This window comes from Desulfosoma profundi, from assembly GCF_055387865.1.
The window spans coordinates 2,008,203-2,030,146 of sequence record NZ_AP042420.1; the positions used below are offsets into that span (position 1 = coordinate 2,008,203).

The 21,944-nt window shown below is 56.0% G+C and carries 22 protein-coding genes and 1 CRISPR repeat array; of the genes, 4 read left to right on the forward strand and 18 right to left on the reverse strand.

What is annotated here, in order from left to right:
* Window positions 1–292: 292 nt before the first annotated feature.
* From ssb to ACZ5K9_RS08655, 3 genes are all read right to left on the reverse strand, one after another.
* Window positions 293–748, reverse strand: a complete 456-nt coding sequence (ssb, locus tag ACZ5K9_RS08645; RefSeq protein ID WP_464270934.1) for a single-stranded DNA-binding protein — start codon at window positions 746–748, stop codon at window positions 293–295.
* Between the two features lie 185 nt (window positions 749–933).
* On the reverse strand, window positions 934–1,449 hold the full coding sequence (locus ACZ5K9_RS08650) for a hypothetical protein (protein ID WP_464270935.1): 516 nt from the start codon (window positions 1,447–1,449) through the stop codon (window positions 934–936).
* Window positions 1,446–1,778 (reverse strand): hypothetical protein, encoded by a 333-nt coding sequence (locus ACZ5K9_RS08655; RefSeq protein WP_464270936.1) that lies wholly within the window; start codon window positions 1,776–1,778, stop codon window positions 1,446–1,448. Before ACZ5K9_RS08655 ends, ACZ5K9_RS08650 begins: the two co-directional genes overlap by 4 nt.
* A gap of 249 nt (window positions 1,779–2,027) precedes the next feature.
* Here ACZ5K9_RS08655 and ACZ5K9_RS08660 point away from each other — a divergent pair, with 249 nt between their 5' ends.
* Window positions 2,028–2,330 (forward strand): hypothetical protein, encoded by a 303-nt coding sequence (locus tag ACZ5K9_RS08660; protein WP_464270937.1) that lies wholly within the window; start codon window positions 2,028–2,030, stop codon window positions 2,328–2,330.
* Window positions 2,331–2,467: 137 nt separating this feature from the next.
* Here the strand turns inward: ACZ5K9_RS08660 and ACZ5K9_RS08665 are convergent, their stop codons facing one another.
* From ACZ5K9_RS08665 to ACZ5K9_RS08730, 14 genes are all read right to left on the reverse strand, one after another.
* On the reverse strand, window positions 2,468–3,469 hold the full coding sequence (locus ACZ5K9_RS08665; protein ID WP_464270938.1) for a hypothetical protein: 1,002 nt from the start codon (window positions 3,467–3,469) through the stop codon (window positions 2,468–2,470).
* A gap of 118 nt (window positions 3,470–3,587) precedes the next feature.
* Window positions 3,588–4,277 (reverse strand): DNA-processing protein DprA, encoded by a 690-nt coding sequence (locus tag ACZ5K9_RS08670; protein WP_464270939.1) that lies wholly within the window; start codon window positions 4,275–4,277, stop codon window positions 3,588–3,590.
* 748 nt (window positions 4,278–5,025) lie between these two features.
* Window positions 5,026–5,784: a phosphoadenosine phosphosulfate reductase domain-containing protein gene (locus ACZ5K9_RS08675; RefSeq protein WP_464270940.1), complete on the reverse strand. Its 759-nt coding sequence runs from the start codon at window positions 5,782–5,784 to the stop codon at window positions 5,026–5,028.
* Between the two features lie 223 nt (window positions 5,785–6,007).
* Window positions 6,008–6,814 (reverse strand): thymidylate synthase, encoded by an 807-nt coding sequence (locus tag ACZ5K9_RS08680; RefSeq protein ID WP_464270941.1) that lies wholly within the window; start codon window positions 6,812–6,814, stop codon window positions 6,008–6,010.
* Window positions 6,811–7,002, reverse strand: a complete 192-nt coding sequence (locus ACZ5K9_RS08685) for a hypothetical protein (RefSeq protein WP_464270942.1) — start codon at window positions 7,000–7,002, stop codon at window positions 6,811–6,813. The genes ACZ5K9_RS08680 and ACZ5K9_RS08685 overlap by 4 nt, the downstream gene beginning before the upstream one ends.
* Before the next feature lie 50 nt (window positions 7,003–7,052).
* Entirely contained in the window at window positions 7,053–7,697 is a 645-nt protein-coding gene (locus tag ACZ5K9_RS08690) for a hypothetical protein (protein ID WP_464270943.1), read from the reverse strand.
* Between the two features lie 23 nt (window positions 7,698–7,720).
* Window positions 7,721–9,913: a vitamin B12-dependent ribonucleotide reductase gene (locus tag ACZ5K9_RS08695; RefSeq protein WP_464270944.1), complete on the reverse strand. Its 2,193-nt coding sequence runs from the start codon at window positions 9,911–9,913 to the stop codon at window positions 7,721–7,723.
* 13 nt (window positions 9,914–9,926) lie between these two features.
* Window positions 9,927–10,403 carry a glycoside hydrolase family 108 protein gene (locus tag ACZ5K9_RS08700; protein ID WP_464270945.1) on the reverse strand — a complete coding sequence of 159 codons (477 nt, stop codon included), beginning with the start codon at window positions 10,401–10,403 and terminating at the stop codon, window positions 9,927–9,929.
* A gap of 39 nt (window positions 10,404–10,442) precedes the next feature.
* Window positions 10,443–11,171, reverse strand: coding sequence for a thermonuclease family protein (locus tag ACZ5K9_RS08705; protein ID WP_464270946.1), 729 nt, complete (start codon window positions 11,169–11,171; stop codon window positions 10,443–10,445).
* Window positions 11,172–11,198: 27 nt separating this feature from the next.
* Window positions 11,199–11,489, reverse strand: a complete 291-nt coding sequence (locus ACZ5K9_RS08710; protein ID WP_464270947.1) for an HU family DNA-binding protein — start codon at window positions 11,487–11,489, stop codon at window positions 11,199–11,201.
* A gap of 13 nt (window positions 11,490–11,502) precedes the next feature.
* On the reverse strand, window positions 11,503–11,784 hold the full coding sequence (locus ACZ5K9_RS08715; RefSeq protein WP_464270948.1) for a hypothetical protein: 282 nt from the start codon (window positions 11,782–11,784) through the stop codon (window positions 11,503–11,505).
* Between the two features lie 302 nt (window positions 11,785–12,086).
* Window positions 12,087–14,441: a DUF3987 domain-containing protein gene (locus ACZ5K9_RS08720; RefSeq protein ID WP_464270949.1), complete on the reverse strand. Its 2,355-nt coding sequence runs from the start codon at window positions 14,439–14,441 to the stop codon at window positions 12,087–12,089.
* Entirely contained in the window at window positions 14,438–14,629 is a 192-nt protein-coding gene (locus ACZ5K9_RS08725; RefSeq protein ID WP_464270950.1) for a helix-turn-helix domain-containing protein, read from the reverse strand. The genes ACZ5K9_RS08720 and ACZ5K9_RS08725 overlap by 4 nt, the downstream gene beginning before the upstream one ends.
* Window positions 14,630–14,749: 120 nt before the next feature.
* The gene (locus tag ACZ5K9_RS08730) at window positions 14,750–15,217 is read right to left on the reverse strand and encodes a RuvC family protein (RefSeq protein ID WP_464270951.1); all 468 of its coding nucleotides are present in this window, start codon (window positions 15,215–15,217) and stop codon (window positions 14,750–14,752) included.
* Window positions 15,218–15,782: 565 nt separating this feature from the next.
* On the opposite strand from ACZ5K9_RS08730, the gene ACZ5K9_RS08735 reads away from it, so the two are divergent.
* Window positions 15,783–16,190, forward strand: coding sequence for a helix-turn-helix domain-containing protein (locus ACZ5K9_RS08735; protein ID WP_464270952.1), 408 nt, complete (start codon window positions 15,783–15,785; stop codon window positions 16,188–16,190).
* 233 nt (window positions 16,191–16,423) lie between these two features.
* On the opposite strand, the gene ACZ5K9_RS08740 is transcribed toward ACZ5K9_RS08735, so the two are convergent.
* On the reverse strand, window positions 16,424–16,582 hold the full coding sequence (locus ACZ5K9_RS08740; protein WP_464270953.1) for a hypothetical protein: 159 nt from the start codon (window positions 16,580–16,582) through the stop codon (window positions 16,424–16,426).
* A gap of 822 nt (window positions 16,583–17,404) precedes the next feature.
* A CRISPR array of direct repeats spans window positions 17,405–18,121; the repeat unit is 39 nt; unit sequence GTTGTTTTCCGAGGCTTTCCTGCCTCGACCCCATTGATT.
* A 144-nt stretch (window positions 18,122–18,265) separates the two neighbouring features.
* Between ACZ5K9_RS08740 and ACZ5K9_RS08745 the strand changes: the two genes are divergently transcribed.
* Both ACZ5K9_RS08745 and ACZ5K9_RS08750 read left to right on the forward strand, forming a co-directional pair.
* Window positions 18,266–19,423: a DNA cytosine methyltransferase gene (locus ACZ5K9_RS08745; protein WP_464270954.1), complete on the forward strand. Its 1,158-nt coding sequence runs from the start codon at window positions 18,266–18,268 to the stop codon at window positions 19,421–19,423.
* A complete protein-coding gene (locus tag ACZ5K9_RS08750) occupies window positions 19,424–21,943 on the forward strand; it encodes a double zinc ribbon domain-containing protein (RefSeq protein ID WP_464270955.1) in 2,520 nt (839 codons plus the stop codon).
* Window position 21,944 lies beyond the last annotated feature (1 nt).

Consider the following 21,944-nt stretch of genomic DNA (forward strand, 5'->3'; position numbering starts at 1 on the left):
CTTCTACGGGATCGCGCACTTCGTCCAGGGCCTGGGTCGATCCGACGACTCGGATTCCGCGCAGGCAATCCCAGGCGAAAAAGGACCAGCCTTCGCACGGAAGCAGACGTTCGGCCCGATGCGGTTCCTGGGTTACCACGAGGATCGACGGATAGCCGGCATGGAGATATTTCTTGAGGTACGGCATGATTTCCTCCTTCAAGGCAGTAGTGACGAGGGATGAAGACTGAGTGGGGAGACGTGGCGGGACTTCGTCCTAGAAAGACTCATCATAGACAGACTTCGTCATCGCCTAGAATGGAATGTCATCATCGGGCAGCGATACCGGCTCCCGGGGTGGTACGGGTGACAGTTGGTGATCTTCCTTGGTCTGGGTGTTTCGGGCAGGCTGTCGAGGTTGCTCGCCGTTAATCATGTCCGCGTTCGCAGTCAGGAATTCCAGTTGGTTGACGCGGATCTCGACCGTGCTTCGATTGTTGCCGTATTGGTCCTGCCAGGTGCGTTGCACTAGGGCTCCTTGGATCGCTACCTTGGAGCCCTTGCGCAGATATTCGGCGGCCACCTCAGCGGTCCGGCCGAAGGCAACGGCACGGAACCAGTGTGTGATCTTGGTGAGATCGCCGCTGTCGGAGTTGCGCCGGAATTCGCTCACGGCGATGCTGAGGGTAGTGACGGGTACACCGTCCGCCGAGTAGCGCACGTCTGGATCCTGACCGAGATTTCCTGCAATGGTTACGGAATTGAGCATGTTACACCTCCATAGAAAGTGATGAGTGATGAGTGATGAGGACCGAGGGGTCAGGAGAGAGACTCAGTCCTCGCGCGCGTCCGCGCGCCGCTTTCGCCCCGGTCAGACGGAAACTGAATCCCCGCCTGCCGGGTCCGCCGCGGCCAGGCCAGCCATGGAGATAGACTTATGTCCTTCCGGCTGCTCTATGGACAGACTTCGTCATAGCCCTCGGGCCTCATCACTTTTCCAGTGACCAGGCAGGGCACCCCTACCGGCATGGGTTCCGCGGAAAAGACGGATATGCGACCGTTTCTGGAAAGAAACCCGGAAGGTGTTTTCTCCTGTGAGCAGGGCACAAAGGTGAATGTCACCGTGCGCCCGGCGAAGAGTTCCGGCGCATTGGCAAAGATCTTGGCTTCTAATCCTGCGATGTAGATGTCGGTAGATCGTGCATAGGCCCAGTACGACAGGAAGGCGAGCGGCTGGATCCAGCCTACGGAGTAGTTAATGACCTTGAGTATGCGGTTGACGGTGCGGATCTGATCGCAGGCGGCAAGGGCTGTGCGCCAGTCCTTGGCCTGCTGGGCGGGCCAGGAGCCAAATGTCGCCATCTGGATGGATTCTTCCAGGATGAAGAGCGTAAACGTCACGAGGCCCACGACGGAAAGGTAGAGCACGAGAGCGGACAGGGTCTTTTTCCACCATCTCAGGAGCCTCATGGCTTTTTCACCAAGGCCCGGACGGTGTAGGTGATGTCGCCATTATAAGACCGCTTGGAGGCGATCATCTTCACTGTGTCTCCGGGCGTGATTGTTGATGCTTGCTGGTAGGCCGAGCGGAACGCTGTAGCGATAACTTCAGCGGTGTAAGTGACACCATTGAGTTCGCGCTGTTCTTCAATAATAAGAACTGCATATGGGTTGCCGTTCTTGTCCGTCTTTGTGATGATGTTAGTGACCTTTGCTTCCAGGAGAACATCGGCGGCCGTTGCGTTGAAGGCTACGGCACAAAGGACGGTAAACATGACCAAGACTATGAGTTTCTTCATCGGCTTTCTCCTTTAGGGTTGAGGGTTAAAGAGGGGAGAGGACTACGGGAGACGCTTAGAGAGATTTCGTCATGGAGTGTGAAATACCGGTAAGACGAAGTCTCTCTAAAAAACGCGCATTGAGCTTGCTATCACCTCCTTTCCCGCGTTAATGGGACCACAGGTCGTTTGCCGGACCGCGTGGTCGGGAACCACGTTCATCCGGCGCCAGCATCCTTTTGCGGCTACCTAAGGCGAAAGGAGAGACCAATGCCTCGGCCTTGTTTATTGACGGCCATCCTCATTCTTCTACTGTGCGGTCCGACCAGCGGCGAGGAACAAGTGAAGAACTACTGTCACGACCCGGCAGCCTACCAGCAGTGGGAGAAACTTGTTCGTAAACATCCCGAAGATATGGAGTTGCAGGCTCTGCACGCTTTGAGGATTGGACTGTGCCTAAAGGTGGACCGCGGAGATCTTAGCGTCTCCCAAGCAACGGATATCTTCGAAAGGATGCGAGAAGCGCTGATTGACGTGCGGTCCGAGCAACAACAGAGGAAACCTGCTTTATAATCACCGGGGTGACGCTGGTTCCGAACGACACCGGCACCTGTGCGAGCGGCCCACCGTCACCTGCATAGACAGACTTCGTCATCATGTTAGACAGACGAAAATCGAATTACGGGCTGATTGGAGAGGCGCCGGGGCCGTCATGCGGCATGACGGCGCTGTGCCTTGACATTCCTATAGGTGGCCCAGATGGCGGTCCACTCGTGGGGCCTAAAGGTCGCTTTGGGCAGTCGGTATAAAGCCTTGCCAGCGCGGGCAATTTGTTGAGGTGTTTCGAGCTGCTGTAAGCGCGAGATACAGGCTTGGGCTTTGGCGGAAAGATGCAACTTGCTTTGCAGGAATGATTTCCTGGCGTTGTAGTATGACCAGAAGACGCTAGCGCGATCGCCGGTGAGATTCGAGGCGAAGACGGCCTTCCCATAGCGTTTTAGGCGGTCCAGATCCGGGCAGGCGCGAACGTCGGCGATGAGTTTTTGGAACCAGTGCGGTTGCTGGGAGAGCCAGTCGGGCGAGCCGTCGTCGCCCAGGCGGTGATAAGCGATCGTGTCCGGTTCCTGGTATTCTGCGTCCTGTTCGGCCTGGTCCAGCTTGGTGACTTCCCGCTCCAGCTCATGGCGAAGCATCCGCTCGTAGCCGAAGACTCCGCGGTTCTTCAGTTCTTTTCGGAGCTCATTGTCCGTCATCTCTTCGACAGCCTTGATGCGCTGATCGCCGACGAGGGGTTCTTCGTCGTTTTGAGGGTCTGGATCGGGGGTTTCCGCTTCGGCAATGGCAACCAGGAACTTGTGCAAGTACCTTAAGGTTGCTTCCACACCCCGGACGCGAGCCCAGCGGCAGACTTCCTTGGCAAGCTTCTCGTCGGCGTCGAGGATGTGCAGGGCGTCGGCAAGATTCTTGGCTTCGGCGAAGGAGCATCGAGCCTGTTTGGCGATGAACTCCAGTTTGAGATGCCGCGGGCAGGTGTCGAAAACGTAGTGAGGAACAAGCACTGTGTCGCTGTTTGCCGGGATGTGTTCGAAGACCTCCCGGTCCAGCTGCCGAGCGAAACGCGGCCAATGATCAGAGTTGAGATTCAAGGCTTCGTCGACCGACCGGCAATCGGTGAAGTATTCGGGCCAGTATTCACTTGATGTGAGCTTCATGACAGCCTCCTTTCTTTTCCCTCTTTGTCCGTGTCTGTGAATGATGTTTCCACTTTTCAGACGAAAATCGAAACTACCGGGCAGGCGGGCCGAAGGCCCGCCGCCCGGTAGGAAAGCTCTATGATGACCGGTTAGGCGGCAACTCCACGGTGCAGTGCTGAACCAACACGCCGTGGCGACAACGGGTGCCGTAGGGCACCGACGGCACCCACCGAAACGCCCCGGGCCAAATGCCCACTGGAGCCCACGAACCACAACCGAGGGAGACAAGCGACCTAGGCCCACCAACCGGAAAAACAACGACCGGCAACCCACGGCGGGCGGCAAGACGGCATGTGTACCAAGTACCGCGGGAAGGACCCGAGACAAACGCGACAACACCGGAAGAGCCGGCAACCAAAGCCCGGGAACGGGCAAACAAAGCGGAAACGAACACGCGCCTGGAGGACCCCACTTTAGCGGGACCTTCCACGACGCGCCCGCCAGCCGCCGCAAACGAAGCAAGAGCTGGCTGACAAGCCCGGGGCGCCTGAGAAACACTGCCGGGAAGATAAACAACCGACCGAGCGCAAAGCGCCGAACCACTGGCAACGACGGCACGCAGGGCGAACAAATCAGCCCCGATGGCACCGCCAGTGCCCACACCGAAACCGCGCTGGGAAAGACAACCGACAACCATGCACACCTGCGAAGCCCACGCAGGCGGCAACGACCGCGAACCGATAACGGCAACGTAGCGAGACATGACGCACCTCCTATGGCAAGGGTGAACGACAAAACCAACAAACAAAACACCCACCCCCACCATGGAGGGGACCCGTGCACTCAAGGGGGCATGGCACTTGGGCTGCCACGGCCTTAAGGGACGGGGCAGCCCTTAGTGCCATGCGGCGGAGCAAAAAATACTCTTTTTTTTGGCCGAGGCTTGCCCGACCAGCGTGACCGGAAAGCTTGTGCAACTGCATGGCGTGCCCGGCGGACTGAAGTGCTACGGATGTGTTTTGCAAGCCGAAGGCCAAAAAAAAGGAAGATTTTTTGCGGAGCCCTTGCCCCTTGAATGCATGGGGCGGAGGCCATGGTACAATGAGAGGAGCTGTGCGTGCGGTGCGGTAGCGCGGATCTCTGGCCTGCAAGGCGAGTGCCGGACAAGCCCGGCACACCGCTTGCCCTCACAGTGCCTGACTACCCAGATTGCGCAAGCGGTGTGCCGGAAAGCTTGGACGGCACGAGACTTGCCAGCCAGAGGAGGCCGCGCCCACCGGAGTGTGACGGACTGCCGGCGAAGGACGCGGGCGACGGTGCACGCGGCCCTCAGGGACGATCCAGAGACGACTGGCCGCGTGCTTTTGCGTCAGCAAAACCTTCCACCACGCAGCGCGCCGATCCAATGCCATGGCGCCTGGCGATGGAGTGGCCGCCTTTCGGCGCGCTGCGTAAGTACCCCCGCGAGGGCCGGGTGAGTGCAAGGGCCGTGACAGGCCCCGACTGGCGTGGCCCTGGTACAGGGCCTGGCACGGCCCTTGCCCGAAGCCGGCCCGAGCGCCACCGCCGCATGATCAGCTTATCCCCCGATACCAGCTTTCCAAGTATTCTTCCGCCGTTGCTTCTTTGAATTGCCCGCCTTGGGCCTTGCGCGCTTCGAACCAGCGGCTGACGGCATGTTCGAAGGCCTTGTAGATGCCCGGCCATCGAGCTTTGTTGCGGCGGACGTGGGCCATGTTCGCGGAACAGATGAAGGGACAAACCACACAGCCGACCCGATCCCAGCCTTCTTCGTAAAGAACGGAATAGGGCAGACGAAAACGTTCGATGAATTCCCACAGCGCCCATTCCTTCCAGTCGAAAATCGGCTTGTAGATCCAGGTCTTCTCCCGCTTGTTGTAGTCGATCCGGGGCCGCTTCGCACGCCGGGGCGATTCTTCGGCCCGGATTCCCATGATCCGATGTTTCAGCGGGATCCTTCTCGAAGGATATTTTCGCAGAATGTCGCAACACCAGCGTTTGCTCCGAAGGGGCGGGAACTTCTTTTCGATGGCCTTGTAAAAGCTCATGGGGGGATGAAGGAACTGGACTTCGGGATGAAAGTGCTTGATGTAACGGACGACCTCGGGAGGATCGATCCCGGAGACGGAGTAATACGCCCGGTTTCGCACGCCGGCCATGTGGGTGAGCCTGAGAGTCACGATGCTGTCCTTGCCGCCGGAAAAGGCCATGAAGTAGCCTTCTTCGGGTTCGTTTTCCCTCAGAAACTCGATGGCTTCTTTGATGAGGTCATCCAAAGCCTGCGGCGTTACGGAGACCTTTATCTTTGCCATTTGCCCGCCTTGATCCCGGGCATGGGAGCGAGCCCGCATTTAGGACCGAAGTGTGCAGGAGTTTTCCTCATCCGTTTCAACCCTGATTCTGAGCGTTCGGATCCAGCCGGCACCGCAGTGGGGACATTGCCCGAGATCTGTTGTTTCCATGACCAGCCGGGTGATGATCCGGCTATGCCCACAAACATGGCATTGCTGGAAAATGGTGATAACGGAGTCCATGCTAAAATTCATGCTGGTTCTTCCCGAGCCTTGCGTGAAGGTAATCTAAGGCGAACCCATAGGCATGGAGACTCTTGCACGAAAAGGACAGGGGTCCCGGCTCGACTCCAACTTCGTGGGCGATGTATTGGTTCAGTAGGGCGAAGCCTCCCATGTTGGTGGGCCAGCCGGAAACGAGATCCCATGAGCGGTAGATCACGTGTGTGAATAGCCTACCTTCGACGATTCGAAAATCCAGTCCTCGAAGACAGGGTGACGTCGGCCGTTCAGTGTCTTGGTGGTAGTCCTTATCATAGGCCAGGTTGGATTCCGGGTAGCCTACGGTAATGTATCCATGTTCATTTTCGTGGCCGTGATCCCGGAAATGGCGAATAAGCCATTCAACTGCGTTGGGAACATAAATGATTGGCTCGTGATAAACGTTCAGCGCAATGTCGGAGCCGATTAGGATTCGTGTAGGTAATCGGTATTTCCCGCCAGTGATCCAGGTTGCGTACCGGTAATGTTCGTTCTTTGCCAGATTCGAATCCATAAGATAGTGGGTAAAGTACTTTTCGATTTCTTCATCGGTCGTAGGCGGCGGCAGTGGGGAGTTTTCCGGCATTCTAGGAGCCAGTGGCCTAGTGTGTGGGTAATGAATGAATCCCGCGGCGTAATCAAAGGCGAGCCTCTTTTCGCCTGCATAGCTTCCGGAACTGACTGTGTATCCACGGCCGAATTCGCGCAGGTTCCAGAGCAATTGAAACCAGGCGTCGTCCAGATCCCGAGCTTCTATGAAGACGGGCTTAAAGGGTTTTTCCTTGGTCATAGGCGGTCCCCGCTGTTGTTTGGATCGATAACTTGGGCTATGCGTTGAAGCTGATTCAGTGCTTCGTGCAAGTAGTGGTATCCCGGATGATCGACATCGAGTTCGAGGATCCGACTGAGGTAGATCAAGGCGTAACGTGCGGCCATCAAGCCATTACGGATATGGTGTTGCTGGTAGGGTTCCATCATGGCTTATTCCACTAATACTTATCCCCTCCCCTGTAGTCCCCTCCCCTTTTCTAAGCGTTGAGCTGTAAGTCGGGGTAGTTTGTATCTAAGGCGGAGTGAGGTGCGCTGATAGGGCTGGGAGCATCTTGTGAGACGGGCTGGGAGTCGTCGGGCTGGATGATGCCCTGGTAAACCACGTCATAGTATTTGGAGAGCAGCCAGCGGTCGGCGAGGTGATCAGGGTTGACGCCGTACCAGTTGCGCAGGAATCCTTTACTGTCAAGGCCGAGGGTTTGGGATAGGTACTCGGCGCAACCTGCTTCGAATTTGGCTACGAGCTCTGAGCATACTAGGCGGCGCCAGTGAATAAACTTGGCAATCCCCAGCAGATGAAATACGAGCCTGTGGAAGGGGTAAATCTGCCCTATATGTTTTTTGATTTTGTTGTAGCCTGCGGTGAAAACGCTGTTGGACATGTACTTGTTGCGTACAATGAGGATGTGTTGTCCCTGGTAAGCTTGCCAAAGGTTCTGTGACTTGACCGTCCAGAGGGCTTCTAGGGTTGTGCCGTCTTCGTTGATGATGATGCCAGCATGGGAGTATGTCGCTTCATTGTCGATGGCCTTGATCTTTTGGGAAAAGGTGATGATGCGGCCGAGCCACATTGGGTTCCGGGTTGCGAACTCATCGCCTTTTTGGAGCTTGGGTCTGGTCATCGGCGAGCCCTTTGGTGATTGGTTTACGAACAGCGGCTGAAACCACATTGGAGACATAGGAAGCAGCCTTCAGAGGCGGTTAAGACTGTTCCGCATCTTGGGCAGACAGGCTGGAAGGGGCCTGCCTGGCTGTTTTGGCTACCTGCATGGACACTGCGGGTAGGAGATAGCACTATAGAGATGGCGTCGGCGCAGGAAAGTATCTGCCGGCCGTCGTGCCACACAGGAAGCGGGCAGCGGATGCCTGCGAGCTGCTTGACTACGGCATCGGGACGGATGCCTGAACGTAGAGCGAGGCTTATCAGGCGGCACACGGCCTCGATCTGGGAAGCCGGGCACCCACCGGCTTTTCCCATCTGGGCGAAGACTTCGAAGGGGCCGTGCTCGTCGCAGTTGACCGTGACGTAAAGCTTGCCGCATCCGGTGTTGATCCTCGTGGTGGCTCCGCGCGTAGTCGCGGGGCGTTCCCGCGGCCCTACCTGAGCGGGGATGGCTAAGGTTTGCGATGGTTCGGATGGACTGCGGGTGTTTCCAGCGCTGAGAACCTGGCCTTGCCTAGAGCCATCGCGGTAAACCGTAACGCCCTTGCAGGTGAGCTCATAAGCCATGAGATAGAGCTTTTCCACGTCGTCAATCGTAGCGCTCGCGGGCAGGTTGATGGTTTTGCTGACGGCGTTGTCGGTATATTCCTGGAAGGCGGCCTGGATCCTAAGATGCCATTCCGGGTCGATGTCGTGAGCGGTACGGAATAGTCGCCGCACGTCTTCGGGGATAGCGGAGATGTGCTGGACGGAGGTTTGATGAGAGATCTCTTCCAGCAGGGAGTCGTTGAGAAAGCCCCGATCTTGAGCCATGCGGATGAAGGCGGGATGCACACAGTGCAGTTCCCTGTTGTCCAGAGCCTTGCGGCGCCATGAGACAGCAAAGAGAGGTTCAATGCCGCTGGAGCAGCCGGCAATAAGGCTAATGGTTCCGGTGGGTGCTATGGTTGTCGTCGTAGCGTTGCGAAGCTTTGCCGCTGAACCGTTTCGTTTATGGGCGTAAGCGGATTGGCTGAAGTTTGGGAAGGGGCCGCGCCGGTGTGCCAGTTCGGCTGATGTGGCTTGGGCTAGCGTGCGGATCATGCGCATGATGGTCCTGGCGGTTTCGACGGCGTCGTCGGAGTCGTAGGGAATGCCCAGTTCTATGAGCATGTCCGCGAAGCCCATGACGCCGAGGCCGATTTTACGGTTCCCCTGGGTGGCCCTGCGAATTTCCGGGAGCGGGTACTTATTCACGTCGATGACGTTGTCGAGAAAATGGATGGCGTTACGGACGACGTTTCCCAGGTGAACCCGGTCGATTTTGCCGTTTCTGACCATGTTGCGCAGATTGATGGATCCGAGGTTGCAGGCTTCAAATGGTAGGAGCGGTGCTTCTCCGCACGGGTTGGTGGCTTCGATAGCGCCAAGCTCCGGCGTCGGATTCGCGCGCTCGATGCGATCAATGAAGAGTAAGCCGGGTTCTCCGGAGCGCCAGGCGGATTCGGCGATCAGGCGGAAAATTCTTCGGCTGGACTCCTGTTTGACCACTTCGCCGGTGCGGGGATTTACGAGGTTGTAGAAGGCATCATCCTTTACGGCGTTCATGAAGTCATCCGTGACGGCTACGGACAGATTAAACGTAGTGAGTTCCGTGGGATCATTTTTGACCGTGATGAATTTCTCGATGTCAGGATGATCGACTCGCAAGACGGCCATGTTTGCTCCCCGGCGTCTTCCTCCCTGCTTGATTGCCGACGTTGCGGCGTGGAACACGCGCATGAAGGACACGGGGCCGCTTGCGACCTTTGCTGTTGATTGCACCGGATCACCTTCGGGGCGCAGGCGCGAGAAGGAGAAACCAGTGCCACCTCCTGTTTTTTGAATAATGGCGGTGTGCTTTACCGCATCGAAGATGCCTTCGATAGAATCGTCGATTGGAAGAACAAAACAGGCCGCCAATTGTCCTAGTTCGGTTCCGGCGTTCATGAGGGTAGGTGAGTTTGGGAGGAAATCGAGAGAGCTCATCATGCGGTAGAAACAATCTGCGGTTTGTTCAACCTGAGTGTCGCTTGCGCCATAGAGCTTGTCGGCGCTGGCCACTGCTTTAGCGGCCCGGCGAAACATGTCGTCGGGCGTTTCACCTTCTAGCAAGTAGCGCTCTTTAAGAATCGTTTCGGCATGTTTTGTGAGCATGGTCTAACAGTTCCTATGCCAAGGCGCGCCGGATCCACCCTCTGAGAAACGTCTGATTCCCGATGCGGAGGTAGTGCTCGATGGCGAGCAGTTTGAGTTCAGCGAGCACATGAGCGGGGTTGTCGCAAGAGTTCACTGCGTCAAGGGTCTCGTGCCCAATGATGCCATCTACGGCCAGGCGACTGTTGAGGACCGTGTTGAGGGCTCTTTGCAGGAGCTTATTGGCGTGGCGGGCGCCCATGTTGACCGCAAGACTGAATACCTTTTCGGCGATTTGCTGGTGGTTGATGTCGCCGTAACGATTTTTGTCCCACCAGTCATTGAGGTAGATTCTGTAAGCGTCTTTCCTGGTCAGCGTGGAGATGTCCAGATGAGGATATGAGCGTTTTGAGATGCCGTATTTGGTCGGACCGCCGGGGTCTTTTGGATTGTTGGTGTAGCCGCCTTCTTGCTCTAGTAGGACTTCGAAGGCTTTGTCGAAACTTGCCATAGTTGCGTTTCCTCGCAAGCAGGGATTCGGACTTCTTCATCAAGGTCGCCGGTAATCCGGCAGGCAACTGGAGCAAGGATTAAATCCCATGGCGGCGGCTTCTTCGCGGGAATTGACACGTCCGGAACCCCACTGGGCGTAGTAGCAACCTGGACGGTGATAGGATCGTGCCGTGGTGACGTAATAGCTTTCGGCGCAATCACCCCAAATGCCGCGACCGGCATTCTGGGCGGTCTGTTCCAGGTCTGCGTAATCTTGCCAGTCGCTGTATCCTTGGTAGGCGAAGGCGTAGCCGTCTTCGACCATGCGGTGGTTGACGCACATGTCATCTTGAAAGGCGCCCGCCAGGATGCGGTAGTATTCATCACGAGGGGATGCGGTAGTTTGCAGTGTTATGGAGGTGCCTTTCGGACACAGGCTCCAAAGGTGAATCATAGCGAGTTTGGCCAGGATCTTCAGGGTGTCGAAATCGACTCCGAGCCTGGTGCACTGCTGGTCAGCGCGCTCTCCTTGTTGGCTTTCCGGAGCATCGATCCCTAGCAGGCGAACCCGTTCGGGAGTCCCAAGCCCCCGAACGCGAAGGGTGTCTCCATCGATGACGCTCAGCACGGTTGCTTGATACGTAGCGTAGGCGTCGATGTTCTGGCAGTAATAGAGCTCAACGGATCGAACGGTGGTGCGTTCGGTCTTGAGGAGCGGGCAGCTTCCGCATTGGGCCGGCGCGAAGAACGCGCCGGGGCTGTACTTGAAGAGTTCGGGGCAACCCATGGGGTGTGGTCACCTGCCGGTTTTACCCTACTCGGTATCGCCACCCAGTTCGTGCACCAGCGCCTTGGAAGGCCGGAAGCGCACGAGCTTCTTGGGCGGAACCGCCACGGGTTCTCCGGTCTGAGGATTTCGTGCCGTGCGGGCCTTGCGTTCGACCGGGTGGAAGGTTCCGAAGCCTCGGATGACCACCGGATCGACTTCGTCGAGCACGGCTTCGCGAATCACGGTGAAGATGGTGTCGATGGTTTGCCGGGCGGTGGGGAGGGAAAGACCGCACCGCTGCGCCAGTTGCTCCGCAATGTCTTTTTTAACGGCCATTGTTTCCTCCTGCTCAGGGATGCATGAAAAGGTTGATGAGCATGGTCACCACGCTTGCCAGAAAAGATGCGGCAAGTGACAAACCGGCGGCGAACGCCTTGAACTTGGAGACGCCGATTTCGAGGGCCACGATCCGCTCGCGCAATTCGTCGAGCCGTTGGTCGACCTTGACCCAGTCGCCGTTCTGGACTTCCTTGATGTAGGAAACGATACGTTCCAGGGTGGCCAGACGGGCTTCGACGTTGCCCCGGAAGCGATTCATTTCCTGGTTCAGGCTTTGGTCTTGATTCGCCATGGATCGTTTCCCTCCGTGGTGGCCGATTATGCCGAAGACCTTGTAACGACATCAAATCCGCCGGTCGCCGTGGGGCACCGGCTGTCACTGTTTTGGAGATATGTGGGGTTTGGTCGGTCATGGCAGGGGTCATCGGACGGCTCCGTCATCGGGGTCGGTTTTGCCCTTGGGGTGACGAACAAAGTCCAGGAAGTCCAGAATGTCCAGAGATGCTTCAACCATGCGGGTTTGCTGCTCTGGACTTTGCTCCGGACGTGTCCAGGAAGTCCAGGAGGGCGCGGGTTCCTGGACTTTCTGGACATCTATGCTTCCATGTCCAGGCCGTTAGACCCGCATGAAATAAGGGTGTCTGGACTTCCTGGACATTCTGGACTTTGTTTGCAGACAAACTGCGTCATGGACATATAGCGCGTCAGGAAAAGTTCTGTTGCCTTATCCCAAACGAGGCAGTGTATTCCGATCCGGCCGTTTGCGTTGTGTCTGGAGTTGGAAATCGTGAGCCCGGCGCTTCTGAGGAGCGCGCCCATGGCGCGGGCGGAGTTCATCCGCAATGGGGCCGGGCAATTCCTGTTGTACTCATCGAGGATGTGCCCCACGGCCAGGCGCCCGGAATGGGCCTGGTCGCGAAGCGCGGCGAGGGTGTCGGCCAGGTGCAGGGTGCGTTCGGAGACTTCGGCCGGTGGAGAGGATTCGTCGTCCACGAGCAGGGTCAAGGCATCCAGGGTTTGCCCCAGATAGAACTCCACCGCCCGGCGACCCCGTTCGAAATCGTCCGGGCCGATCATCCGGGGTGGTTCGCGCCCTTCGGTGAACGCGTGCAGGCAGGCGATCAGCCCGGTGAGCCTCAGCGCGTAGGCATAGGCCTTGGGCAAAAACCCGCGAAAGATGGGAGAGAAGTCCAGCTTGTCGGCATCCAGGTCATTGCGCCAGTCGAAGAAGGCTTTCTGGGCATCATCGCTGAAAAGGATCACGCGTGGCTGGTCCCGCTGGGAGGACCACGCCAGAGCGCGGCGAACGATGGTGTCCCATTGCCCGCGTCTTTCGTCGGACCAGACTTGCGGACCGAGCTCGCGGTGGGTCGGAGGTTCGTAAACCAGCAAGAACCGAAAGAGGGTGCCGTCGGTCTGCCTCAAGGGATCGAACGTGACGGCAAACACGCGCGGTTGAATCCCACCGATGAGACACACGCACGACTTGTCGAGCCAGACGTTGCCCTTCGTGCGCAGCACATGGGCGGCAATGCCGGTCCAAAGCGACAGCCAGGCTTCGCGGTCGGAGCCCCGACCCTGCTTGTATTGCCCCTGGCCGGTGATCATCGCCGAAAGTTCGTCCTGGGCCACCAGGATGCCGCCGTGACCCCCATGTTCCAGGGCGGCCCGCAGGCCCTCCAGGGTGAGGTCGCTGGCGTAGATCGTTCGCGCCGGAGGAGGTTCGGGAATGTCTTTGCGATCCTTCTGGGGGATGTTCGCCCATTGTTCGTATCGATGCCGGTAGCGCTCCATTTCGCGTGCCTGTTCTTCTCGAAGGGGCCTGGTGAGTTCGGCGATGGCCGGAGTCTTGCTCTCGCCGGATTCGGCGATGTGGCCGTGCCAGACGATGAGCGGTTCTCGCCACCCCGGTTTCGGTGAAACCGCGACGGAACTCCCCAGGGCGGCGCCCAGTACGGCGAACACCGCTCCCGGAAGGGGCGCGACGGGAGCGGCGAGGGCCGCCGCGAGTTCCCGCAGGCTGTCTGCGATCTCGGGAGGAAAGATTTCCAGCGGGAAAGGTGACCGTGGAAAAGGACGCGCGGGTTTGTCATCCTGGGATGGAATCAACACTTCTGTGGGACTCACCAGCGGCAGCGGACACGGAAGCGGCTTCTGGGGCGGCCAGTCGGCGGCATCTTCGCCAGGCCCCATGCCCAGGGCATCCACGTCGATCACACGAACGGATCGTGCCCCTGCTTCATGAAGCAAGCGGGAGACGGCGACGGCATATTTTCGGCCGGGATCGTCGTTGTCGGGCCAGATCAGCACGTTGCGGCCTTCGAGAGGGCGCCAGTCGGCTTTCTCGGCTGCGTTGGATCCTCCGGGCGAGGTGGTTGCGACGTGATCGGGCAGGAGCCTCGCGGCGGCGTCCGCCGCCTTTTCGCCTTCGGCGACGACGACCGGCGCCTGGGGTTTCTGCGCCAGTTGGTGCAGGCCGTACAGAGGCCGGGGTTCCGGGGCGGCCCCGGGTTTCCACTGGTCGTTTCGCCGCCTGAAAAAGGGAACCACGTCCTTGGATCCGTGATCGTCCTCGTAGCGGACCACGTGGCCCAGGGTACGACCTTCGGCACTGGTGTAGGTCCAGTGCGTGACGTAGTGCTTTCGGGACGGCTCCCGGCCCCAGGATCGGGGGATGCCGGGAGGCAAGAACCGGAAGTTTGTCATATCCATCCGGGGGCGACGGTCGGCGGCAAGAGGCCACAAGCCGCGCTCGCGAAGTGCCGCGAAGACTTCCTCCTGACGACAGCCCGCGTGACAGTGCAACAGCACCCGGCCGTTCTTGTGGTGAATGGAAAGCGAGGGGTTCCTGTCGTCGTGGGCGGGGCAGCGGGCGATCCAGCCCGAACCGGATCGTTGGGCGCCCAGGCCGTCCAGGAGCGCGTGGATGGACGACGTGCCATCGTTCATGCTTCGGGTTCCCGATCACCGGCTTCCGTCCCCGATTCCAGTCGCCGCACTTCTTCCGCGGGAATTCGAACGCAACCGCGGATCCGGACGACCCGAAGCACTTCGTCACTGATCAGACGATAGATGGTGCGCTTGCTGACCGCGAAGCGGTCCGCCACTTCATCCGGCCTGTAAAACGCCTTGGCCATGACCGATCTCCTTCCTCAGGAAGATAGATAAGGGAATGAGGACTAAAGACTGAGTGTTGAGCCTTTGATCCCTAAGCCTCCCTACTTAGTCCTCGTCCTTCACGACATGGACAGACTTCGTCATTCTGAGCGGCGCTGGGTTGTCAGATACCAGTGGCCGATATTGATGGCGTCCGCGACGTTGTGATTGGTGATAGGCTTGCAGGCAATGGATGAAGCCATGAGGCGCGAAAGATCTTTCAATTGAAGGCGTCCAAGCTGGGAACCGCCCAGGGATTGTTGCCAGGCGAAAGGCTCGACGAGGATACTGGGGATGCCTTCAAGCATAAACACGGCCATGATCATGCTCCGGGCTGATACCAACTGGGCCACTGAGCGGAATCGGGACAGTGCGTCCCGGGTTTTTGGCAGGTACTGGTTTTCAATCACTAGTTTGGCAGGTTGCCACCGGTGAATGATCTTGCGAATGTCGGGGAGCCAGGCTTCAGGTGATTCGCCCTTGACGATGTGCCAGCCCGCTAGGGTGCGGTCGCGAAACAGGGCAAAGGCCGGAGTTTTCACGTCTGGATCGCAGGCGCACAGGTTCATTTGTGACTCCTCGTCGGTAGGGTTCGCTTACGGCTGACCTGGCCGCGTAGGCAGTTAGGCTCAGGCAGGAGCGCGAAAGTAAGCTTCGCCATACTCGGTTACATGCCTCTTTAGCCACTAATGCACCGAGAATACGCGTGAAATGCCGGCTCAGCCGCTCCCGGCTGTTATGGTGGTTCCTTAAAGCCGAAGGGCTTGCCCACGGGCCGCGAGACAAGGGAAATGGAAGGACCCGCGGGAAAAGGCAGGAAGACTTGCCTTGGGAGTAAGTCTTAGTGGGAGTTGCGAAACAGCAAAGCGTGGGACGTCGCTATGATCACGGCGATGCGACGGCGGGAGCGCAAACCGCGCGGTATGCCGATCGTGCCGATCAGCGTCGGATTGATGAAGCGTTTGAAGCTGCGCCTCCTACGCATCTTTAAGGCCAAATTATTCTTGACATTAGATAGGTGGCGTCTCATAATGTGACCATTGGTCGTGCTGGATCCTGCCGTTGCGGGAACAGCATATATCTTAGAATGAAAGATGATGTCAAGGAAAAAATTTCATTATGTGGACACAGTCAGTGGATGAAATTTTGGACCGTCTTAAGTCATTTAAGAATCTTAAGACGGATACTCAGCTTGCCGAAGTGCTTGGTGTGAAGCGCACTGTGGTCTCAAATTGGAGACATCGTGGCAACGTGCCTTCCAAGATCTTGCTCGCATTTTGCGAGAAAGAGCACATCAATCCGGGGTGGTTGTTTGCCGGCATTGGTGCGCCGGAAGGTGAAACCGGCCATCGCTCGAAACTGAGGGCGAAGATCGATGCCGTTGCGGCGGACCACCCGCTCGTAAATGAAATCATCGACGAACTGCTGGAGCTAGAAGAGGAAGACCTGCGCCGGATCCTCGATGTCATCCGGGAGCGCAAAAGCCTGCGCGAAATGCAAAGACTCGTGCAAGAAATGCAGAAGGGGTATAAGGGGAAGTAAACAAAACGTGACCAGCGGCTCAGGTTGGCCTCGGCGGAGTTTTCTCCTGGCCCCTTAATCCTGCCCGCATAGGTTTCAGTTCCCTCTTCATCGGGACAGGTTGTGCAACTCGTCTGTGGTCCAGCTTGGACTGGGTCGCATACATGAGTTTCAATTCCCTCTTCATCGGGACAGGTTGTGCAACTCCTGCATCACCGCCAAGGTGCGTAGGCACTCACTTTTAACCTCGTCCGTCATGTCAAGACGAGCGCATCCTTCTGAGGGATCAGGTAGACGAAGCCTTTGTTTACTGGTCGCTGCTCCGTCTCGTCCAAGATGGGCGCGTATCCGCCTAATTGGTACACATGGCCTGAATCCGCGAAGTGTGGTTGATCCAGTTGAGTTGCTCGCATGGTGCCTCCATTTTGAGCGGTCGATGATGTCCTATTTCATCGGGTTCCTCGAATCATCGACTTTCGAGTGGCAGAAAAGAGCTCATGACTGTGATTGTTCAGCTTTTTTCGGACAGACCTGACCCCCGCTCAACGTGAACTTAGAATAGGTCCAGGCTCATGCAAAAACAGTGTTCCCCAGGTTTTGCTGATGCGGCATGCCGGCAGACAACAGGCAAGGGTGTGCGTTCTATCTTTCCTACGACAGCGCTGCACAAATCCTATGCCATCTCAATTTCGTCCTTCGTTGAAGCCAACGGTGGGATTTCTTTTGCAGGGCAGTAAGGGACTATGGAGGGTTTGGGCCTGTTTTGCTAGGATATTAAAGACATCAAGAGATCGCCCCGTTTGTCTAGGACCCTGAAGGGCTACGGGGAATGACTGCAGCTTTCCGTATTCCAATGCCGCTTTGACAGCATCAGGCGGCGGCACGTGAAAGAGACCCTTGGAACCATTGAGAAGCAGGAGGGAGATTTTGTTCTCATCATGGAGCTAGGACCCGCCGGTGGGGTTCCGATGAAGGTCAGGAGCCTTGGGAAGGAATATCGAGTGGTGGAAAGGCACCCGGTGATGGTGGGAGGAGGCTGCCGAAGGCGTGCGAGCGCTCCAGTGGCGGCAAAAACCCCGGGACCGCTCGCAATTTATAACTATTGGAAACATAAAGATTTACCGACTAAGGCTTGACAATGGAGGCGGATTCTGGCTATGGATTGGGGGACCAAAGGGAGACCGCTCGCAGTGACGCCTGTGATGCCTTGCAGTTACAGCGCCGGAACAGGTGCTGTTGTTTTCCGAGGCTTTCCTGCCTCGACCCCATTGATTTCGGACGGTCCTTTGAAGGGGATATGGATTTTCTTCGTTGTTTTCCGAGGCTTTCCTGCCTCGACCCCATTGATTTCATCACTCTATGTTATCCCCTTCCTGTTTTTTTATAGTGTTTTCCGAGGCTTTCCTGCCTCGACCCCATTGATTTGCAGGACTGGCTGCGTCCGGTGGGCCATCGAACAGAGTTGTTTTCCGAGGCTTTCCTGCCTCGACCCCATTGATTTATTTCCCCAAAGCCAAAACAATCTTGGGACGAATAATGGTTGTTTTCCGAGGCTTTCCTGCCTCGACCCCATTGATTGGGTTTGCGGAATGGCTACCGCGCGAACGGCAATTCGAGTTGTTTTCCGAGGCTTTCCTGCCTCGACCCCATTGATTATCCTCAATTGGTTCATTGCAATAAACACCTCCCAGGTTGTTTTCCGAGGCTTTCCTGCCTCGACCCCATTGATGCAGGACTCCAGCCGCTGGATGCACTGCCCTAATACGCGTTGTTTTCCGAGGCTTTCCTGCCTCGACCCCATTGATGCGTCGCCTCACAAAGGGCACAAGGGGGTGATGATGGTTGTTTTCCGAGGCTTTCCTGCCTCGGCCCCATTGAAGCGAATTGATGCCCTTCATCCCAGCAGTCTACCTCGAGTTTTCCGAGGCTTTCCTGCCTCGGCCCCATTGAAGCCAGTCATTATCTGTCAGCCCTCTCTCTCTTTGTTCTGGATTTTTCGAGGCTTTCCTGCCTCGGCTCCATTGAAGCGTTACGGGAAGACTCGCTGGGCGATCTCCAGGACCGCCGTTTTCCGATAAATATAAAGAGGGGGGAAAATGGTGCAAGCAGGAAATGTAGAAGCTAACCTTTGTTTAGCCCGGGAGCGCCAGTTGCCAGTTAAGCAGGAGATACCGTTGCTTTCTTTTTTCACGGGGGCTGGTTTTCTTGATATTGGCTTTATGCAGGAAGGTTTCAAAATAATATGGTGCAATGAATATGACCTTTCTTTTGTACGGGGTTACGAGCACGGCATGGCAGGTTTAACTGGTAATAAGGGTGCTAGTTCTAAAATTAATACAAACTCTATCATTTCGCTGGGGCCAAACCAGATCGCAAAAGAGGCTTTTCATAATACCCCCCGCCCTGAAATTTTTGGTATTATAGGAGGCCCCCCTTGCCCGGACTTCTCCGTAGGCGGGAAAAACAAGGGGAAAGAGGGGGACCAGGGTAAGCTCTCGCAAGTATTTGTAAACCGTATTACCGAACTGCAGCCTGCATTTTTCCTTTTCGAAAACGTTCCTGGTTTACTACGAACAGCGAAGCACAGGTTATTTTTTGAAAAGCTCAAAAGCGAGTTATCACTTTATTACCTGGTTGATCATAAAATTATCAATGCTCTCGAATACGGGGTGCCGCAAGATAGGGAGCGCTTGTTTATGGTCGGTTTTCACCGGAAATGGTTAAGAAAGTACAGATGCCTAAATACACCCTTAAGAGCCGAGGGGTGGTTTCCCTGGCCCGTGGGCCGTTACCCGGATGCTAAGTACCGTTACCCGTGGCCCAGTACGTCACCATTTGGCGCCGAGCCAGAAAAACCTGAAGGTGTTCCCGATGAGTTAATGGTAGGGCCTTTAATCTGTAATATGGAGGAAATTGCCCGCCTGCCAAACGGCCTAGAAGGTTTCCAGCCCAAAAGCCGTAAGTTTCAATTGATACCGGAAGGGGATGTCTCGAGGAAAAGTTTTAAACGCTTGCATAGGTGGCGTTATAGCCCAACTGCTGCTTACGGGAACAATGAAGTTCACCTCCACCCAATTTTTCCGCGCAGGTTAACTGTCCGCGAGGCTCTCCGGATCCAAACAGTTCCTGACGATTATGCCCTGCCACCAGATATGCCTCTTTCTGATAAATTCAAAACCATTGGCAACGGAGTGCCGGTAAAATTGGCACGGGCCGTTGCCCATTCAATTGCAAAGTATCTCGAGGTGATGTAGATGGACACTTTTGACCTTACCCCGGACCCGAAAGTGCTAATTGCCCTGACTCATACCCCGATGCAGCCACTCGATGCTTTATGTGAGCTAATAGACAATGCCATTGATTCGTTTCAAGCTGCCAGGTTACAAGGAATACCGGTTGAACACCCGCTTATCATTATTAATTTGCCCCGGCCCACTGAGCTGGCTAGGGGTCAGGGGAGTATAATAGTTCGCGATAACGGGCCCGGCCTTACCCGCGATATGGCAGAAAAAGCTATACGTGCAGGCTTTTCAGGGAACAACCCTTACGATAGCCTCGGGCTATTTGGCATGGGGTTCAATATATCCACAGGCAAGCTAGGACGTATAACAAGGTTTTATACAGCACGCCGCGACGAGAGTTATGCTATTGAGGTAATTATCGATCTGGAAAATATCAGGCAGTCAGGGAGCTACCGGGTGCCGTTTGAGCGTAAGGATAAGGAATTTGACCAGGGCACAGTAGTTGAAATTAAAGGGTGGTGGCCCGAGGGGAACCCGAATAGCGGTTTTGTCCGGAAGCTAGTCCAGTACGGCATGCCCACGGTGCGCAGTGAGGTAGGCAGGCGCTACGCTACTATCCTGCGCAGCCGCGGTATCCGCATATTGATTAACAATGAACCTTGTGAGCCATTTGAGCACTGTGTGTGGGCTGACTCCAGGTACGTTGAGCGGCGCGATTACGGGCAGATCCCCGCAGTTTACCGGTTCAATGTGGTGGTTGGCACACAAAAGCGTTGCGGGATATGCACTGCGCTTGTTCCTCCTAACCAGAACCAGTGCCCTGCTTGTGGTTCTGCCAACCTGAAAACTATTGAAGAAAGAATCCGTGGTTGGGTTGGCATCCAGCGCTTTGACCACCCTACTGAATTCGGGATAGATTTGATCCGGAACGGCAGGGCTATCAGGATTGGTGAGAAAGCTGCTTTCTTCGAGTACGTTGACGAGTTTAAGAAGACAATCAAGGACTACCCGATAGACCAGCCATATGGCCGGATTGTAGGTGAAGTCCACCTTGACCACGTACCTGTCGACTTTTTGAAGCAAGACTTCCAGCGGAGCAGCCCGGAATGGCAGCGGGCTATGTCATACCTCCGGGGTGACAGTTCACTCCAGCCAAACCAGCCTAACGCGGATCAAAACCAGAGCCCCATATTTAAACTTTACCAGGGCTACAGGAGGGTCCGGACCCCAGGTAAAACGGATATGTATATGGGGTACTGGGACAGCGATAAAGATAAACCAGCGCGTATTAGCCGTGATGTTGAAAGAGAATATTACGAAAAATTTAAGAAAAAGGAACCCGGTTACTACGATGACGCAGAGTGGTGGAAGCTTGTTGAGCAGGCTGAAAGGCGCCCGCTGGAGGAACTTGTAGAATGCCCGGAGTGCTCGGCCCAAAACCTTAAGGAAAGCGATGTGTGTTCCGCATGCGGTCACGTCTTGATTGCAAAAAGTTGCATCAACCCGGAGTGTGGCAAGGCAATTCCCCAATCTGCTATAAGCTGCCCCCACTGTGGCTTATCCCAGGTTCCTGTAATCCAGGAGCCCTGGAGGTGTTTGGTTTGTGGTACGCGAAATAGTCCCGCCTGTGAAGTATGCACCAGCTGCGGTGAATCCCGGGGTACGGAAAACACCTTGTCCCGGGAGCACCTTTTGAAACAATCAAACAAATCAGATGACCTTTCTATTCCGGGCTGTTCAATTTTGCTAGCAGACGGGAGTTATAGTTCCCCTATTGATGTAGAAACCTATATCACCCAAATTCCTATAGCACCTAATTTACAGCGTGACAAGCAGATCCCCCTGATATCTTTTAAGGGCGAAAAAATTGAAATATTCATTGACCTGAACCACAGGCTGTTTAAAACTTTCCGGGTCCGGCCGGAGCAAATGATCGCTTCGGAAGTAGCCCTGTACCTGTATGATTCCAACCGGCGTCTCTGCACACAACAGTATCAAGGCTTACATACGCTTTCCAGCCTTGAATGGGCAATTATAAACGCCAGGTGGGCTGACACACTGGAAGATAGTGCAGAACGGCTCCGGGATGATATCCAGGCTTTCTTTAATAGTTTGAGGGGGCGGCTTCCTGGCCTTCTCGGGGAAGGAGCTAGGGACCTGTTCGGCGACTTGAGCGAAGAGCAGAAGAAATATTTAGTTGATAACATGTTAGGCCAGGGTGAGGACATAAGCAGGCTTGGTGAAATGAAATTATCTGGAAAGTACCTTTCATATATAGACGACCATACGGTAGTAGAGATTTTCCGGAAGTCCCCCGCACTTTTTTTTGACGGTAAGTTCTGGCAAACACCTTATGCTGAAATCTACGACCTGACTGCCACTATTTTGGAACAGGCGCAAAAACGCATTCTCGCCACATACCTGAACTGCCTGGAGGATATAGCAAGCTTCACGAGGTACAGGTCGCCAGAAGCCAGCATTACTCAGAGGGCGCGTATGTCGTTAGAATTCCTCCAGCAAAAGGTGGTTTAAG